Origin of the sequence: Dehalobacter sp. DCA (assembly GCF_000305775.1) — a bacterium.
Lineage (GTDB): Bacteria > Bacillota > Desulfitobacteriia > Desulfitobacteriales > Syntrophobotulaceae > Dehalobacter > Dehalobacter alkaniphilus.
In genome coordinates, this window is sequence record NC_018866.1 from 2,332,867 (window position 1) to 2,349,776 (window position 16,910).

The 16,910-nt window shown below is 45.2% G+C and carries 21 protein-coding genes; 2 read left to right on the forward strand and 19 right to left on the reverse strand.

Features of this window, described 5'->3' with window-relative positions; all coding sequences use genetic code 11:
* Positions 1-90 precede the first annotated feature (90 nt).
* From DHBDCA_RS11240 to DHBDCA_RS11300, 13 genes are all read right to left on the reverse strand, one after another.
* Complete coding sequence (locus DHBDCA_RS11240; protein ID WP_015044329.1) at positions 91-1,521, reverse strand: NADH-quinone oxidoreductase subunit N; 1,431 nt, start codon at positions 1,519-1,521, stop codon at positions 91-93.
* On the reverse strand, positions 1,521-3,059 hold the full coding sequence (locus DHBDCA_RS11245; protein WP_015044330.1) for a complex I subunit 4 family protein: 1,539 nt from the start codon (positions 3,057-3,059) through the stop codon (positions 1,521-1,523). The genes DHBDCA_RS11240 and DHBDCA_RS11245 overlap by 1 nt, the downstream gene beginning before the upstream one ends.
* A complete protein-coding gene (gene nuoL, locus DHBDCA_RS11250) occupies positions 3,059-5,032 on the reverse strand; it encodes an NADH-quinone oxidoreductase subunit L (protein ID WP_015044331.1) in 1,974 nt (657 codons plus the stop codon). The genes DHBDCA_RS11245 and nuoL overlap by 1 nt, the downstream gene beginning before the upstream one ends.
* Before the next feature lie 37 nt (positions 5,033-5,069).
* Positions 5,070-5,405, reverse strand: coding sequence for an NADH-quinone oxidoreductase subunit NuoK (gene nuoK / locus DHBDCA_RS11255; RefSeq protein WP_015044332.1), 336 nt, complete (start codon positions 5,403-5,405; stop codon positions 5,070-5,072).
* The gene (locus DHBDCA_RS11260) at positions 5,402-5,902 is read right to left on the reverse strand and encodes an NADH-quinone oxidoreductase subunit J family protein (RefSeq protein WP_015044333.1); all 501 of its coding nucleotides are present in this window, start codon (positions 5,900-5,902) and stop codon (positions 5,402-5,404) included. The genes nuoK and DHBDCA_RS11260 overlap by 4 nt, the downstream gene beginning before the upstream one ends.
* Positions 5,902-6,315, reverse strand: a complete 414-nt coding sequence (locus DHBDCA_RS11265) for a NuoI/complex I 23 kDa subunit family protein (RefSeq protein ID WP_015044334.1) — start codon at positions 6,313-6,315, stop codon at positions 5,902-5,904. The genes DHBDCA_RS11260 and DHBDCA_RS11265 overlap by 1 nt, the downstream gene beginning before the upstream one ends.
* A gap of 12 nt (positions 6,316-6,327) precedes the next feature.
* The gene (gene nuoH, locus DHBDCA_RS11270; protein WP_015044335.1) at positions 6,328-7,374 is read right to left on the reverse strand and encodes an NADH-quinone oxidoreductase subunit NuoH; all 1,047 of its coding nucleotides are present in this window, start codon (positions 7,372-7,374) and stop codon (positions 6,328-6,330) included.
* A gap of 36 nt (positions 7,375-7,410) precedes the next feature.
* Positions 7,411-8,520: an NADH-quinone oxidoreductase subunit D gene (locus DHBDCA_RS11275; protein WP_034379158.1), complete on the reverse strand. Its 1,110-nt coding sequence runs from the start codon at positions 8,518-8,520 to the stop codon at positions 7,411-7,413.
* A gap of 35 nt (positions 8,521-8,555) precedes the next feature.
* Positions 8,556-9,017 (reverse strand): NADH-quinone oxidoreductase subunit C, encoded by a 462-nt coding sequence (locus DHBDCA_RS11280; RefSeq protein WP_015044337.1) that lies wholly within the window; start codon positions 9,015-9,017, stop codon positions 8,556-8,558.
* Positions 9,010-9,549, reverse strand: coding sequence for an NADH-quinone oxidoreductase subunit B (locus tag DHBDCA_RS11285; RefSeq protein WP_015044338.1), 540 nt, complete (start codon positions 9,547-9,549; stop codon positions 9,010-9,012). The genes DHBDCA_RS11280 and DHBDCA_RS11285 overlap by 8 nt, the downstream gene beginning before the upstream one ends.
* Positions 9,540-9,896, reverse strand: a complete 357-nt coding sequence (locus DHBDCA_RS11290) for an NADH-quinone oxidoreductase subunit A (protein WP_015044339.1) — start codon at positions 9,894-9,896, stop codon at positions 9,540-9,542. Before DHBDCA_RS11290 ends, DHBDCA_RS11285 begins: the two co-directional genes overlap by 10 nt.
* 299 nt (positions 9,897-10,195) lie before the next feature.
* Positions 10,196-10,576: a desulfoferrodoxin gene (locus DHBDCA_RS11295; RefSeq protein WP_015044340.1), complete on the reverse strand. Its 381-nt coding sequence runs from the start codon at positions 10,574-10,576 to the stop codon at positions 10,196-10,198.
* Positions 10,573-11,745, reverse strand: coding sequence for an FprA family A-type flavoprotein (locus DHBDCA_RS11300; RefSeq protein ID WP_015044341.1), 1,173 nt, complete (start codon positions 11,743-11,745; stop codon positions 10,573-10,575). Before DHBDCA_RS11300 ends, DHBDCA_RS11295 begins: the two co-directional genes overlap by 4 nt.
* A 248-nt stretch (positions 11,746-11,993) precedes the next feature.
* Between DHBDCA_RS11300 and DHBDCA_RS11305 the strand changes: the two genes are divergently transcribed.
* Together DHBDCA_RS11305 and DHBDCA_RS11310 are read left to right on the forward strand one after the other, a co-directional pair.
* A complete protein-coding gene (locus DHBDCA_RS11305; RefSeq protein WP_015044342.1) occupies positions 11,994-12,251 on the forward strand; it encodes a hypothetical protein in 258 nt (85 codons plus the stop codon).
* A gap of 123 nt (positions 12,252-12,374) precedes the next feature.
* Positions 12,375-13,202, forward strand: coding sequence for a GAF domain-containing protein (locus DHBDCA_RS11310; protein WP_015044343.1), 828 nt, complete (start codon positions 12,375-12,377; stop codon positions 13,200-13,202).
* Between the two features lie 210 nt (positions 13,203-13,412).
* Here DHBDCA_RS11310 and rbr read toward each other — a convergent pair whose 3' ends face one another.
* From rbr to DHBDCA_RS11335, 6 genes are all read right to left on the reverse strand, one after another.
* Positions 13,413-13,949 carry a rubrerythrin gene (gene rbr / locus DHBDCA_RS11315; protein WP_015044344.1) on the reverse strand — a complete coding sequence of 179 codons (537 nt, stop codon included), beginning with the start codon at positions 13,947-13,949 and terminating at the stop codon, positions 13,413-13,415.
* 190 nt (positions 13,950-14,139) lie between these two features.
* On the reverse strand, positions 14,140-14,898 hold the full coding sequence (locus tag DHBDCA_RS11320) for a fumarylacetoacetate hydrolase family protein (protein WP_015044345.1): 759 nt from the start codon (positions 14,896-14,898) through the stop codon (positions 14,140-14,142).
* A 26-nt stretch (positions 14,899-14,924) separates the two neighbouring features.
* Positions 14,925-15,572: a PAQR family membrane homeostasis protein TrhA gene (locus tag DHBDCA_RS11325; RefSeq protein ID WP_015044346.1), complete on the reverse strand. Its 648-nt coding sequence runs from the start codon at positions 15,570-15,572 to the stop codon at positions 14,925-14,927.
* Positions 15,573-15,662: 90 nt separating this feature from the next.
* Positions 15,663-15,785 carry a cyclic lactone autoinducer peptide gene (locus tag DHBDCA_RS15060; RefSeq protein ID WP_081580534.1) on the reverse strand — a complete coding sequence of 41 codons (123 nt, stop codon included), beginning with the start codon at positions 15,783-15,785 and terminating at the stop codon, positions 15,663-15,665.
* Positions 15,782-16,369, reverse strand: a complete 588-nt coding sequence (locus tag DHBDCA_RS11330; protein WP_015044347.1) for an accessory gene regulator ArgB-like protein — start codon at positions 16,367-16,369, stop codon at positions 15,782-15,784. Before DHBDCA_RS11330 ends, DHBDCA_RS15060 begins: the two co-directional genes overlap by 4 nt.
* Before the next feature lie 15 nt (positions 16,370-16,384).
* Positions 16,385-16,858: a hypothetical protein gene (locus tag DHBDCA_RS11335; RefSeq protein ID WP_041225794.1), complete on the reverse strand. Its 474-nt coding sequence runs from the start codon at positions 16,856-16,858 to the stop codon at positions 16,385-16,387.
* Positions 16,859-16,910 lie beyond the last annotated feature (52 nt).

Below are 16,910 nucleotides of genomic sequence, written 5' to 3' on the forward strand. Positions count from 1 at the left end.
AAAAATTATCAACTCTAAGATGACAAAAGACGTCTCATATATGACTGAGACGTCTCTCGATTATCTGAAAAAATTTTGCTTAACTTACATCTAGAAAGGAAAAATCGCATTTCCTGCCATATTCGCCAGCACTGACAGTGGTTCGGCATAGACACCGAGAACCAGCGTGAGAACCAGAATCAGCAGCAGGGTAACATTAGTTCCGACCGGAACCTTGATCGGCGTGCTGGATACAGGATCGTTCATATACATGGCTTTAACCACGAGCAAATAGTAATAGACGGAAACCATGCTCATGACCAGACCGAGAATGACAAGCCATAAATAGCCCTGGTTGACGATCGAGGAGAACAAATAAAGCTTGCCGACAAAACCGGCGAGAGGCGGTATCCCTGCCATCGACAGGAGGCATACCGTCAGCACGGCGGCCATAAACGGTGAACGCTGGGCCAGACCGCCAAAGTCTTTGATCTCTTCACTGCCTGTATTTTGAGAGAACGTAATGACAACCGCAAAGGCTCCGATCGTTGCGAGGACATAAACCATCGAATAAAACGCAACCGCTTTGATCCCAGCGGAACTCATAGCGATTATTCCCGTGATAATATAGCCGGCCTGCGCAATACTTGAGTACGCAAGCATTCTCTTTATATTGGTCTGCGGAATGGCAGCAATATTTCCGATGACCATCGTCATCGCAGCCATAATCGCCAGGATATACGTCCATTGTTCGCTGTAGCCAGGCAGCGCTTCAATCAGAATGCGGGCCAGAGCTGCAAACGAAGCCGCTTTTGAACCGGTAGCCAGGAAAGTGGTGACAGGCGTCGGGGCACCTTCGTAGACATCAGGTGACCACATATGGAAAGGCACCAGTGATACTTTAAAGCCAAGTCCCGACAGCAGGAAAATGATTCCGACAAGGATCGCCGGTGACAGTCCGTCCATCTGCCTTATGCTTTCAGCAATATCACGGATCACAAAGGTACCGGTCATGCCATAGACCAGACTTAAGCCATACAGCAGAATCCCAGAGGAAACGGCACCGAGAACCAGATATTTAATCCCGGCTTCAGAGGACTTGAGATCGGTCTTGTAGCCTGCCAGGATATAAAACGAAATCGTCATGGTTTCCAAGGCTACATAAAGCGTCAGCAGATCTCCGGCGGAAGCCAGCACCATCATGCCCAGCGCAGCAACGAGCGTAATGACGTAGAACTCATAGTTACCGCCCATTTTTTTGACATAAACGGTCGAGGTCAGGATGACCAGAATGGCGGCTACCATAAAGAGCTGTTTAAAGAATACGGCAAAATCATCGATGATAAACATACCGTCCATCACACTGGTATTCTGTCCGTAGCTTCCGAAGCTGTATACGAAGATCACAGCAAGCCCCACGGCAATGACGTAACCAAGCCTATGCCGTTTTTCTTTGGTCAGGAACAAGCCGACAGCCAGGACCACCAGTCCAAGGAGTGCAGTTGCAATTTCAGTGGTAAATAAAGACACGTTAATATTCATTACAGCGTACCTCCTATCTGGGAACTGGCCTCGACCAGTTTTTCAGCAATAGGCTCTATTCCTGAATTGACCATATCCATCAATAACGATGGGAACAAACCGAAGATTACGGTGAATGCGACCAAAACAATGATCGGAATCATATAGGAACCTTTGATGTCTATTTTTCCGTCCCATTCTGTCTTGCGTGGTCCAAATAGTACATTGGCTGCCATTCTGAGGACATAGACGGCTCCGATAATAATTCCCGTCAAGGCCAGAATCGCAGGAATCCTGATGGCAGGTTCGCTAAAAGCGCCCATAAACACGGTGAACTCAGGAACGAACGTGATCAAGCCCGGCAGTCCGGCCGAAGCCATCGTTGCGACCAGGAAAACACCAGCCATGCGGGGCATCTGATGAGCCAGACCACCGAGATCAGGAATATATCTGGTTTTCGTTTCAGCGTAGATATAACCGACGATCGAAAAGAATAGGGCTGCCATAACGCCATGCGCAAACATGTTCGCCACCGCGCCGTTCAAACCAATCACGTTAAGCGAGGCAATACCGATCAGCACAAAGCCCATATGGCTCACACTGGAATATCCGACAACATATTTCATGTCTTTTTGGGCCAGGCTGATAAACGCCGCGTACAGCACGTTGCAGACAGCCAGGATAGCAATCAGCGGTGCCCAGAATTTTGCACCGAGCGGGAAAATGAAGATGCCAATCCGGATAAGACCGTAGCCTCCGATCTTTTTCAAAACACCGGCATGGATCATGGAAACAGCAGTCGGTGCACCGGCATATCCGTCCGGTGACCAGGAGTGGAACGGGAACATGGAGATCAGGGATGTGAAGCCCAGCGCCATCAAGCCGAAGATCGCAATCTGAAGGTTTCTGGAGAAGTTCAGTGTGGCGAGCTTTTCAATATCAAAGGTTGGCGTACCGAGCATGTTGCCGGCCAGCACATACATCCAGATCAGTCCAGCCAGCAAAAAAGCACTTCCAATGAGCAGATAAATGGTCAGCTTCATACCGGCGTACTCTTTGGTGACATCTTTCGTTTTGCTGCCGCTTCCCCAGATGATAACCATGATGTAAATCGGAATGACCACCACCTCGTAGAACAGGAAAAAGATGAACAGGTCTCTGGCAATGAAGGTTCCCATAACCCCGGCAATCAGGATCAAAAGCAGGATATAGAATTCTTTGGCTCTTTTCTCAACGCTCCAGGAACGGGAAAACACGGCCGAAAAACCAATGACGTTAGTCAAGAGCAGAAGGGGCAGGCTCAAGCCATCGACCCCGAGTGAGTAGACAACACCTAAATCCGTAACGAACGGAATGTCTTCCGTAAACGCAAATCCGCCAACAGCCAGGTTCTGTGTGTAGTAGATGTAATACACAAAGATGGACAGAGCCAGGGGAATGAATGTCGTGATACCGGCAACGGCTTTAATCGCACCGGATTTTTCTTTCGGAATAAAGACATTGATCAGCGCACCGATGATCGGTGCCAGTAAAATGGTTGTTAAGACAGGAAAATTCATTACTTGACACCTCCCAGCAGCCCGATATTCAGTTGACTTAAGTCTGCAGTCGTTAAAATCATGATCAAAACAATCACACCGACAAAGAAGACCATCGCATAGTGTTGAAGGTTTCCGGTATTGACTTTGCGGGCGGCATCACCCGAATCACGGGTAAGGCGCGCCAAGCCGTTGACGATGCCGTCGACGATAACCACATCGACCCACCACAAAATCCGTCCAAATCCATCGATGATGTGATGGATAACCCAGAGGTAAAACTCATCAATATAGTATTTATTAAGCGAAAGCTTGTACAGGAACGGGATCTTTTGGGCTACGGCTTCGGCTGAGAATGCCTTCTTCAGATAGAACAGCGCAGCCGTTCCAATGCCAATCAGGGCAAGCACTGTTGACAGAATGATCAGAAACCAGTTGGCTTCTACCTCGTGGAAATGACCCAGTCGGACAAAATACCCGAAAGCCTGTCCTTCGCCGAGTCCAGGCCAGCCTACCCAGCCGCCGACCAGAGAAAATACGGCAAGAATGATGAGCGGGATCGTCATGGTCTTCGGTGCTTCATGCGGATGGGCCTCGTGGCTTCTGAGTTCGCCATGGAAGCAGATGAAGAACATCCTGAACATATAAAATGCCGTCAGTAGGGCCGTCAACGCTGCCAGAATAAACAGGACCGTGTAGACGCCCTGGAACGGACCGGCAGCATGTCCCGATAATGATGAAGCAGCATAGGTGACTTCCAGGATCAGGTCCTTACTGAAGAAGCCGGCAAACGGAAAGATACCAGAAATGGCCAGGCAGCCAACCAGCATGGTCCAGTAAGTAACCGGCATGTATTTTTTTAAACCGCCATATTTCGCAATGCTGGCTTCGTTGTGCATTGCATGAAGCACAGCGCCTGCACACAAGAAGAGCAGCGCTTTGAAGAAAGCGTGGGTAAACAAATGAAACATACTGGCGGTAAGGCTTCCTGCTCCAAGGGCCAGCATCATGTAGCCGAGCTGGGAAACCGTTGAGTAAGCCAGGATCTTTTTCATCTCGGTCTGCGTTAAGGCAATAGAGGCTGCAAAGATTGCGGTAAAGCCGCCGATAATCGCCACAAAAACCATCGCCGTGGGAAGCGTAATGAACAGGGTTAATGTTCTACCTACCAAATAAACCCCTGCGACAACCATGGTTGCTGCATGGATCAAAGCGCTGACTGGTGTAGGGCCTTCCATGGCGTCGGGAAGCCAAACATGAAACGGGAACTGACCGGATTTGGCCATAGGTCCGAGGAATAGCACGATCGCAATTGCGGTCAGCGCGCCGACTGAGAGCGTGGTGTACTGCGCGAAATTCGGGATCATTTCAGCGAGTTCCTGCAGATCAAGGGTTCCGAAGTTCACTTGAAGCAAAATAATGCCCAGCAGCAGGCCGAAGTCCCCTGCCCGGCAGGTGATAAACGCTTTTTTCGCTGCTTCACGCGCTGAATTTCTTTCGTACCAGAAACCAATCAGCAGATACGAACATAGGCCAACAAGTTCCCAGAATACAAACATTTGCAGAAGATTCGGTGCAATGACCAGCCCCAGCATCGAGGCGGCAAAGAGCGAAAGATAGGAATAAAAACGGGAAAACCCAGGATCTCCGTACATATAGCCAAGAGAGTAAATCTGAACTAAAGATGCGACCAGCGTCACCACGAAAAGCATCATGGCCGAGGTTGGATCGATCTGTGTTCCTACGTCGATCGCCAGTCCATGCATACTGAACCAGGTAACAACGACTTTTAAGGGATGTTCTATGAGTAATTCGCCACGTTGAAACACGCCTATCCCGATAGCAACCGACAGTACAAACGACACAAGGATGCCCAGAATAGATATGAAAGCGCTTAGCTTCTGCGATGGTTTCGTTACAAAAACAATCAGAGCAAAAGCCAACGCGGGCAATAGTGGAATCAACCAGGCGTTATTCAAAGCAAAATCAATCATGATGGGTTTTTACACCTGCCTTTATCTTGAATTAAGACTACCATTTCATCGAATCGATATCATCCGCCTCAACCGACTTGTGCTGGCGGTAGACAGAAATTATCAAGGCTAAGCCTACGGATACTTCCGCCGCTGCCAAAGCGATCACAAAGAGTGCAAAAACGTGGCCGTGCAGAGCCGGAGCAGTGGTGTATCTGTTAAATGCAACAAGATTGATGTTGACTGAACTAAGCATGATTTCCATTCCCATGAGGATGGCGATGAGGTTTCTTTTGGCCAGGACACTGAAAAGCCCGATAAAGAAAAGTGTTCCGCTAAGGATCAGAAAATGCGGCAATCCAATATTGAATAAAAAGTCGGTCATACTGCTCATGAGGATCTTTTCACCCCTTTTACAATAACAATCGCACCGAGCATGGCCACTAACAGTAGTACTGCGGTCAGTTCAAACGCAACCACGTATTTTGTCAGCATCAGATTCGCGATTTCCTTTGCTGTTGCTTCCGGAGGTATCAAATCCTTAAGTGGCCACTTCGTTGTCAGTACCATTACCGCATTGACGACGATCATGATCAGCGAGAGCAGCGCGCCTGGAACCAGGTCCTTGGAGAACAGGTTTGTCGTTTTCATATCCCCGCGCATGGTAAACATGATCGCAAAGACAACAAATATCGTGATCGCCCCGGCATAAATCAGAACCTGGGTGGCGGCCAGAAAATCAGCATGAAGCAGAACAAAAACCCCCGCAATACCCAAAAATGCTACCAGCATTAAAAGCGCACTGTGGAAGATATTTTTGCTGATGACCATCATGAGTGCCGAACCGAGGGTAACGATGGCAATTACGTAAAACATCACTGTAAAGCCCATCACGCTTCACTCCTTTCAGCCTGAACCGACTGAGGCTCGGCTTTATAAAGGATTCTGTTAAGATCTTCCCGGAAAAAGACCGTCTGTTCAAAAGCTTGCGTATTGTACAAAGCATCTTGAGGACAGGCCTCAACACAAAATCCACAGAAAATACAGCTTTCCATCAGCATACGATACTGAGCCAGCTTTCTTTTGTTGTTCTCATCTTTATAGCTTTCGATGAAGATAATCCCGTTAGGACAGGCGTTGACACAAAGCCCGCATGCCGTACATTTATCCGGAGTCAGTTCAAACCATCCCCGGGAACGCTTCGGCAGGTTAGGCTTCTGCTCCGGGTACATCTCTGTGACTTTCTTCTTAAAAAAGTGTCTGATTGATATGCTTAAACCTTTTAAAAGTCCTTGTCCGTACACGATCTCACCACCTTAACCTGCAATCATCCGGTAGACGTAAACGCCAATGCCGGTGATCACAATATTGAATAACGTAAGCGGAATCAGGAATTTCCAGCCGATATGCATCAAATGCTCGACCTTTACCCTGACAAATGTCCATCTGACCCACATGAACAGGAAAATCATCAAGTAGATTTTAATCATCATCCAGATGAATCCCGGTATGAAGGTCAAGCCAAACGGCGCATTCCAGCCGCCGAGGAACACAACGGCTGCAATCGCCGAGACCGCAACCAGATGGGTATATTCAGCGACCATAAACAACGCATAGCGGATACCCGAATACTCAACGAAGTATCCCGCAACCAGCTCCTGCTCCCCTTCCGCCAAGTCGAACGGTCCGCGGTTTGTTTCCGCGATGGAACAAACAAAATAAGCGCAGAAGGCAAGAATCTGTGGAAAGACAAACCAGACGTTTTTCTGGGCATCGACAATCTCGGTAAGGCTTAAGCTTCCGGTGATCATGACGATGCCGAGTAAAGAAAAGGCCAGTGGAATTTCATAGCTGATCATCTGAGCAGCCGTTCTCATGCCGCCGAGCAGCGCGTATTTATTATTGGAAGCAAAACCGGCCATGACAAAGGCAATCGTTCCTGTAGAACCAATCGCAATGAAGTACAATAGTCCGACATTCAAATCTTCCAGGATCATGCCTTTTCCGAGAGGAATAACGGCCCAGCCCATAATTGCCGTAAGAAATGCGCAGATACTGGCAATCTTAAATACGGGTCTGTCCACGTTTTCGGGAATGATATCCTCTTTCCCGAGCATTTTGACAATATCAACCGGAAACTGTAGAAAACCTGCAGGTCCAAGGCGGTTGGGGCCAACGCGGTCAGCGTAAAAAGCAGCAAATTTACGTTCCAGCCAGACCAGAACAATCAGGTTCGTTAGCACAAAGATAATGACAATTAAAACCAGAATGGTCTTAATAAATATTTCAGCAGGCAACACCGGCATTCCAATTCCAACTAGCCACTGTCTGAACATATCGGCCCAAACAAGAAATAGATCCATATTTTCCTCCATCTTCTGAATTCTTGTTTCTGTCTATTAGCGGTCAATTTCTCCCAACACAATATCCAAGGAAGCAAAAGCAACGACTGCATCCTGCAGATGCAAACCGACAGCCATTTCTTCAAAAATTGCCACATTCACAAAACAGGGAGAACAAATCCTTAAACGGTAAGGTTTGGGTGTACCGTCACTCACAATATGGAAACCAAGGTGTCCTTTGGAATGTTCGATACGGTTATAGACTTCTCCGGCAGGAGGTTTGATTATTTTCGGAACCTTGGCCAGAACTGGACCTTCCGGAAGTTCTCTATAAGCCTGTTCCAGAATTTTGACGCTTTCAGCTATCTCGTCCATACGGACCATATAACGGTCCAACGTGTCCCCAGTCTGACGGACCGGCACATTGAATTTAAAACGGTCATAAATCCCATATGGCTCGTCCCGGCGCAGATCATAATCAATGCCTGAAGCCCTGGCCGAAGGACCGGATATCCCGTAATTCAAAGCTTTTTCGCGGGAAAGCGGGGCAACCCCCTTTGTACGGGCCTGGAAGATCTCATTGCCGGTTAATATACCGTGGTACTCTTCCATGCATTTCGGCATGATATCGAGTAGTTTGCGCAGGGCAGGCATAAATTCTTCGTTCAGATCAGCAGCAACACCACCAAACCGCATATAATTCGGCATCATGCGGCTGCCGGCTGCCATTTCAAATAGATCTAGAATTGTGTCTCTCTCTCTGAACCCGTAAGTCCAAGGTGTGAAACCGGCCATGTCCAGCGCCATCGAGGAATAAAACACCAGGTGGCTGGCGATACGCTGAAGTTCAGCCATAATCACCCGGATATATTCGGCCCGTTCGGGAACCTGATCGGAAATACCCATCAATTTTTCCACCGTACGGACATAAGCCTCTTCATTCAACATGCCTGAAACATAGTCCAACCGTCCGTTGTACGGAATAAACTGGGTATAGGTACGGGACTCCGCCAGTTTTTCAATGCCGCGGTGCAGATAACCGATATGGTTCACGCACTTGGTGATATATTCACCCTCCATTGTGAACACTCCGCGATACACCCCGTGCGTACTGGGGTGCTGAGGACCAAAGTTTAAGTTCATCTCCTGGGTTCTTATGTCATTCATTCTTACACCTCAAATTCTGTTTCGCATGTTGGTGTTTAATCAGCCTGCTGCGTAAAATCTTTGCGCAAAGGATGTCCGGCAAAGTCCTCCGGCAGCAGAATCCTTCTGAGATCAGGATGATCATTAAATAGAATCCCCATCAAATCGAAAACTTCCCTTTCGTGTACCTGAGCCGCTTTCCAGACGGAACTGACCGACGGTACCCAGCAGGGATTCTCTTTGGTTATTTCCACTTTAACAGTCAAATAATGCTTATGCGCAATCGAGAACAGGTGATAGATCACAGTGAAGTTTTCCGGATAATCCACAGAGCTCAGATTCATCAGAACATCGAATTTGTACTGTGGATTTTCCCTAAGTTCCTGCATGGTTTCCCCAAGCTTCAAGCGGGATACTTTTATGGAACCTTCCGTATTATCCTCAAAGACTTCCGCTTGAGCATCCATCTTCTCATTAAGAAAGGCAACCAGCGCTTGACGATCAATCTTCTTATCCATTCTGCATGATCCTCTCCTTGTTGTTCTCCGCGAATTTTCTGGGGTTAGTCACTTTTTTCCGCAGCTCGAGAAGTCCGTAGAACAGTGCTTCCGGTCTCGGCGGACAGCCCGGTACGTAGACATCTACCGGCAAAAAGGTATCGGCCCCTTTCACAACACTGTATGAGTCTTTGAACGGACCGCCGCTGATCGCGCAGCTGCCCATCGCCATCACGTATTTCGGTTCGGCCATTTGTTCATACAAACGAACCACAATCGGCTCCATTTTTTTCGTAACTGTCCCCGCGATAATCAGAAGGTCGCACTGACGCGGTGAAGGTCTGAAAACTTCAGACCCGAAACGCGCAATGTCATAGCGGGCATCTCCGGCTGCCATCATTTCAAACGCACAGCAGGCCAGACCGAACGTCAGTGGCCAGAAGGACCGGGATCGGCACCAGTTCAGCGCATCTTCGATCTTGCACATAATAATATTGTTCGGTACTTCATATTCAGGGACTTCAACTTTATAGTTTTTCTTAACTACATCCATTCCAAAGCGCCCTCCTTCCAGGCATAGGCAAATCCAAGAATGAGAATCGCAATGAAGATCACCATCTCAACAATAGCAAACAAGCCCAGATTTTGGAACAACATGGCCCAAGGATAGAGGAAAATTGTTTCAACATCAAAAACCACAAAAATTAAAGCATACATAAAGTAACTAATTTTGAAACGAATCCACGTATCCCCCTGGGTATCAAGGCCACACTCGTAAGTCAACAATTTTGCCTTGGTTGGATTGTTAGGACAGAGCAGTCTCTGAACCACCAGCAGAATTACCGGAAATACAATTCCCCACGCTAAAATTACTGCGATCCCTGCGTAATTAATTAACATTGTCTACCTCCTCCTCTATATAAATTAAAATGAATTTAAATTCTCACCAGAGAATTATTGCAAGATGCGTGCCAGAAGCCTCCAACACCCAACTTATAAAAATAAAGGCCCAAATACAGGCTTTCTCTCAAATTGTCAAAGCCGAAAAAATAAAATATAATTCCGAAAAATTCATAAGTGTACGATTTATTTTCAATTTGATCAAATGAAACAAAAAAGAGATGGTAATTTCAGTCTTTATTATACCATCCCTCTCCTATGATCTCATTATCAACTATTAAGAATAATAAACCTTAGATCTATTTTGTTTTCCAGAGTCCATGAAGATTGCAGTATTCCCTGACCTCGAGAACGGCTGCGATATCTACTGGGAAAGAAGCCTCAGGCTTCTGACCAGGTTTAAGCTCTGCACGGCAGATTTTATCTGCGGTCAGAACTTCGATAAACTGAATAAAATGTTTTTCTTCCATGGGGTGCTCAATGCTGCCAACCGTTACTTTAATGCCCTTTTCTGTTGGCTGAACTATCGGAAGGTGTTTTTCCAAACCCATATCTTCTGAACGTCCCTCAAGCTTTTCCATGGGCTGGCCGCAGCATACCAAGGCCGGAGCCCCTGTGTGAACAATCTCCACAACATTGCCACAGACGTTGCACTTGTAGATCTCTCTTAAATTCGTCATAGAATATTTCCCTCCAATTTCTCTTTCATTTCTTCCAGTTGATCCTCTTCCGGAATATATTGAATCCTGATATTTTCCAGGGTTTCAAAACCGCAGTCCTTCAGATACTGCTCCACTTGCCCGATACTCTGGCCGCTCCAGCCATAAGAACCGAAAGCCAGTCCAATTCTGTCCTTCGGAGCCAGACCCTTAAGATAGGTTAAGAAACTGGCTACACTCGGCATCAGGTTATTATTCAGGGTCGGTGAGCCGACGCAGATATATTTTGCTGTGATCACTTCAGTCATAATATCTGAAATATGGTTATTTTTAAGATCCATGAACCGGACGTTATAGCCCTTTTTCTCAAATACATCGCTGATGCTCTCCGCAATGATCTCCGTTGCGTTCCACATCGTGTCATAGACAATCACGGCCTTTTTCTCCGTGGCATTCGTGGACCATTTTTGATATTCGTTGAGAATTGCCGGGATGTTGGAGCGCCAGATCAACCCATGGCTGGTCGCAATTACCTCTACATCCAGTCCGCCTAAGGTTCCTAAAGCTTTTTGAACCTGACCGCCGTACGGCAGGACAATATTCGCGTAATATTTCCTGGCTTCTTCCAGGATGACCCCGAGCGGGAGCTCATCATCAAATCTCTCGGTTGAAGCAATATGCTGGCCGAAAGCATCATTCGAGAATAGAATTTTATCTTCCTCAAGGTAGGTCACCATATTATCCGGCCAGTGTACCATTGGGGTCTGGACAAAAGTTAGATTCCTCTTGCCGATATTCAGGACATCTCCTGATTTGACAATCCGATAGTTCCAGTCTTCCCGGAAATGCGCCTTGAGCCCTTTTTCCCCATTGGGGGATGTGACCAGGGTCGCCTTGGTGGCAATCTCCATAATTTCCGGCAAGCTTCCTGAATGGTCCTGCTCAACATGATTGGAAATAACGTAATCAATATCTGCCGGATCAATCACATCCGAAATCCGTTCCAGCATTTCGTCAAATAGGTAATGCTTTACCGTGTCAATTAATGTAATTTTCTCATCAATGATCAGATAGGCATTATATGTACTGCCCCTCTGGGTCAAATACCCATGAAAATTTCTGATGTTCCAGTCAACTCCGCCTACCCAGTAGACATTTTCCTTAATTTGAATCGCTTTTATAGAAATCACCTCATATCTTCGTCTTGATATTATCTTCCTGGAATTCACACTTATTGATTATTTTTTCTAAAAACTAGTTTATAATACTTTTATTATTTTTTCAATATCTTATTTGTTAGGAATCATTATAACATAAAGTTATTTTTAGTCATTAGGCAAATCATTCAGTGAAAGAAGGAAATCATCACGCCCTTCAAGAATATATCTTCAAATACAATGGAAGACTCTATTTTTGCATGACAAAGGAGGATGAACACATGTCTTGTTTTAAGCTTATGGCTGTAGCTGTTAACCACAGGGCGAAAAATGCTGCCGAAGTACAGGGCGTCTTGACTAAATATGGTTGTTTGATCACCGTGAGACTAGGTCTTCATGAGGGCGGTAATGTATGTTCGGACTCAGGGTTAATCATTCTTCAGCTTTCCGGTACTTCCGAAGAGACAGAATCCTTCGCTGGAGATTTGAACTCGATTCCCGGCGTCAACGCCAAATTTATCGAGATCTGCACCGAGTAAGAAACCTACTTTTAATCTTTTATCATTTTTTAATTTTTTACAAATTATGCTAAATTATTTACACCTTTTGTAATAAGATAAAGATACGAATACTACGATAGAGTCGAAAAGGAGGTATCATTTATGTCGAAAACCCAAGTAAGCGAATTATTAAAAATTCTTGACAGAGAAATTATGACAAAAAAAATACTCTCCGAACTGAACAATTATATCAATTTGAAAGACTCAATCATTACAGTTATGAAACATTTAAAGCAGATCACCAATTGCGACGCTATCGGCATTCGCATATATAATGGAAAAGATTATCCCTTTTATGCCTGTGAAGGCCTGCCTGAGATGAAGCTTTCTGAAGAACCCCCCCTATGTTCCGTAAACCCTGAACTCAAAATCCTGAAGATTTCACAGGATGAATTCTGGTCCACAAAGTGTATTTGTATGGATGTCATCCACGGGAAAGCAGACAAAAACATCCCTTTTTTCACTTCTCAGGGAAGCTTTTGGGTCAATGATCTGCCTTCAGTCCTGAAGACCAAGGATAAAAATTGCATTGCAGCAGGTTTTAAATCTGTAGCTTTGATCCGTATCATGGCTAGGGATAACTGTATTGGTCTGATTCAGCTGCTCTGCAGATCAGCTCAGTTTCATCTTGATATGATCCTTTACCTGGAAATGGTAGGGACCTACATCGGCATGGCTATCAACAACAGTCTGACCTATACCCGTATGAAGGAAGCCTATGATTCTCTGAATCAGCTCATCCCGATATGTTCAAGCTGCAAAAAAATTAATACGGAAGAAGAGAATTGGATCACAATTGAAGAATACCTATTCCAGCAGACTGGTTCTGAATTCACCCACACTATTTGCCCTGTGTGCCTTGAGGAATTGTATCCTGCGCTCTATCATAAAATTAAGGAAAAAGAAGAAGAAACGTTCAAAGCTATGTAATTACGCTATGTAATTACAATACCATTATGAAGGTAAGTCTGGGGGTCACAATAGCCGCGTGCCGCGGATGGCACAATACAAAAAGCCGCGCTCCGCATCGTGCTCCGCTCACAGCGGAACTGTGGCCCCCAGACTAATATTACCCCAAAAAAGAAAGACATCATATGAAATGACATCTTTCCTTAGCCAAGCTTAGTTACAGTATAATGTTTAATAGTTCTGTGCAATCACTTCAAAGTACGCTTGCGGGTGGTCACAAACCGGGCAGATTTCAGGCGCTTCAGTCCCTACATGAATATGTCCGCAATTACGGCATTTCCAGGCCGTATTTTGTTTTTTTGCAAATACTTCCTTGTTCTGCAGATTCAGCAACAGCTGTTTGTATCTTTCCTCATGTTCTTTTTCTATTTTTCCAACGCCGTCGAATAATGCGGCAATGTCATCAAATCCTTCTTCTCTGGCCTCTTCCGCCATTCTGGCGTACATGCTGGTCCATTCTTCTCTTTCCCCTGCGGCAGCTGCGACCAGATTTTCCGTCGTGCAGCCAATTCCCTGGAGTTTCTTAAACCAAATCTTCGCATGTTCTTTTTCATTTTCTGCTGTCTCTAAAAAGATGGCGGCAATCTGCTCATAACCCTCTTTTTTGGCGGCAGATGCGAAATAGGTATATTTGTTTCTCGCCTGTGATTCTCCAGCAAAAGCCTCCATTAAGTTCTTTTCTGTCTTTGAACCTTTTAAATCTTTCATTTTATAACTTCCTCTCTAACTTTTTTCAACTGGTGCCAAGTACCTTGTCAACTCAGCGGGAACATGTAGGTTTAGGACTGATATGGTACTAGATGATTGATTTCATATTTGAGGATCTAGAAAAATTCTAAACGATTCAAAGCAATTTTGCAATAGTTATTTATAATAATTATCAATTTGCTATAATTATTCACACTACGCAATTCTTCAACACGCCGATCTTCTCAATATAAGTATCAATCCTGTCTCCAGGATTCATTGCTCCGATTCCGCCAGGTGTTCCAGTCATAATGACATCACCGGGCAGCAAGGTCATGATTGCCGACAGATATTCCACGAGCTCAAAACATCTAAAAACCAGATTTTTTGTGTTGGAGTTTTGGCGTACTTCCCCGTTCTGGGTAAGCTTAATGGACAAGTTGTCAGGATTAACAACATCAGTCTCAATCCACGGTCCCAGCGGACAAAATGTATCAAAACCTTTTGCTCTTGACCATTGACCGTCTTTATTTTGAAGATCCCTGGCAGTCACATCGTTCCCGACCGTATAACCAAAGATATATTCAACGGCTTTGCTTTGCGCCACATTTTTTGCTTTTTTGCCAATCACGATGGCCAGCTCCGCTTCATAATGCAGGTTTTGCGTTTGAGGCGGATAGACAATATTCTCTTCAGGTCCAATCACACTCGTAGAAGGCTTAAGAAACAGCAAAGGTTCCGCAGGAATGGGCTTGCCAAATTCGACCGCATGATCGCGATAATTCAATCCGATACATAATACCTTGGAGGGTTCAACAGGTGCCAGAAGATGAACATCTTCCAGCGAACATGTTCGGTCCGTTACCTCATAAACTCCAAAAATATCTCCTTTGACATAATGGATCATCTGACCTGTCAATACACCGTACCTAACCTGGTTTTCTGCATCCCTGAATCTAAGAAATTTCATGTGTCTCTACTCCCTCTATGATTGCCTTAACCCATGACGTAACGGTAAATGAAAAGATAATGTACGATACTCCCCGCTAAGATAAAAAGATGGAATATTTCATGAAACCCAAGTTTACCCAGTCCGATCCACTGAGGTTTCACAGCATAAAAAACCGATCCTGCAGAATATAACAGACCTCCTAAGATTAGAAGGAATAATCCCTGGCCAGGAATAGCCAGAGAAATTGGGTAAATAAAAAATATGGCAATCCAGCCCAGAAGCAAATAGAAAGCGGTATATAACCAACGAGGAGCATTGAACCAAACAAGCTTCAGGACGATCCCTAAAACGGCCAGCGTCCAGATCCCGATCAGTAAGCCCATTCCCAGCACACCCTGCAATGTGATCAGACAAATCGGCGTATATGTACCCGCGATCAGAACATAGATCATACAATGATCGATTTTTCGCAGCGTACGGATAACCTGTGCGCTGGACACCACCCAGTGATAGATCATCGAAGCAGAATAGAGCAGAATAAGACTCCCCCCAAAGACCAGGGCAGAACCTAAATAGGCTGTACTGTCATGTTCCAGCGACCTCAACAGAAGCAGTACCAGCCCGGAAAGCGAAAGTACAGCCCCGAGCATATGGGACATTGAATTGACCGGTTCCCGAATTCTTAAAGACATTTCTTACACTCCCACTGAAGATTTACTCTGGCACAAATGTTAAAAAATCGTAAGGATAAAAAATGAGGCGGGTTTCCCGCCTCATTTTTTTTATTTTTGCAGTGACTTTGGTGTCCTTGGCTGATATAACCAGTAGGTGCAGGCGAAGACAGAACTTGCAGTAGCGAGGAGTACGAGCATAGAAGCCATTAGGGTGTAAAGAATTCTTTTCATGGGGCAGTCCTCCTTTTTTTATTAAATACGGGCATTAAGGTCATCGTCTGGCAGGCGATTCCCAATACTGCGCCGGTATTCACCCATATATTGTGACTAAAGAGTACAACCATCAGTGCCAGTATAATGAACCCGATTGAAGCTAGCTTCAGGTTTCTTCTGAAAATCCGGGAATGAATCGGTTTGGCTTCACAATCCACCGGGGCCAAAATTGCGACAGTAGCAAGGCAAATTGTCAATACAACAATATCGATTCTGGTACTATACAGGCCAAAGGAAATTAAACCCTTTGCAGTCACTCCGAGCAAGGAGTAAACCACGGCTCCGGAGACCAGACACTTCAGCGGCGTATTGAAATGAGCTCCGCCGGATACCTTCCTAAGCATCCCGCCAAAAAGAGCAGCAATGACCGTTGGCAACAAAGCTCTGAATAGAATTGCAACCAGGATGACCGCCAGAAACCCTGCAATCGTCAGCGCGACAGATTCGATGCCGTAAGCAACGATTTCCTTCTTTTCCTCATCATAATCCAATTCAGCCGTCAAGGTATTGGAGAGCCGTTCGCTGATTTCTGAAAGATTCATTATACACTTACCATCCTATAACACTTGTAGACTTTTACGTTTTCGGACTTTATACACGATAAATGCAACGAGAAAAAGTAGAAGCACCTGCGGGTAGCCAATAAGGACCCTTACCACCATATTGGTGTTTAGGATTTCTGAAGTAATCTGGAACATAGGCATCAGTATGCTCAAAAACAAGGTTTCCCCAATTATAACAATTAAAGTACTGATTAGGCTCGCAATAATCGCTGAACTATAGCTAGCTTTGCAAAACAGCAAAAGAATTAAAAATAATAATACAATTACGAGAACAGTATGAATACCAAACGGAAATGAAAGCAGTTGTAGTAAATATCTTATCAGATAGGAACAAAACGCCATGATGATTCCCAAAGGTACAATTCTTTTCCAGTTGAAATTGAGGCCTGCAATTGCATAAGACAAGGTAAATAAAGCAATATTTTCAGGTATTCCTTGTAAAATCAGTGCTATTAACGGTATTTTCATTTTTTCCTCCTCCGGAAATATATGTATATTTCTTTTTCTTTTTCGTTTTTCC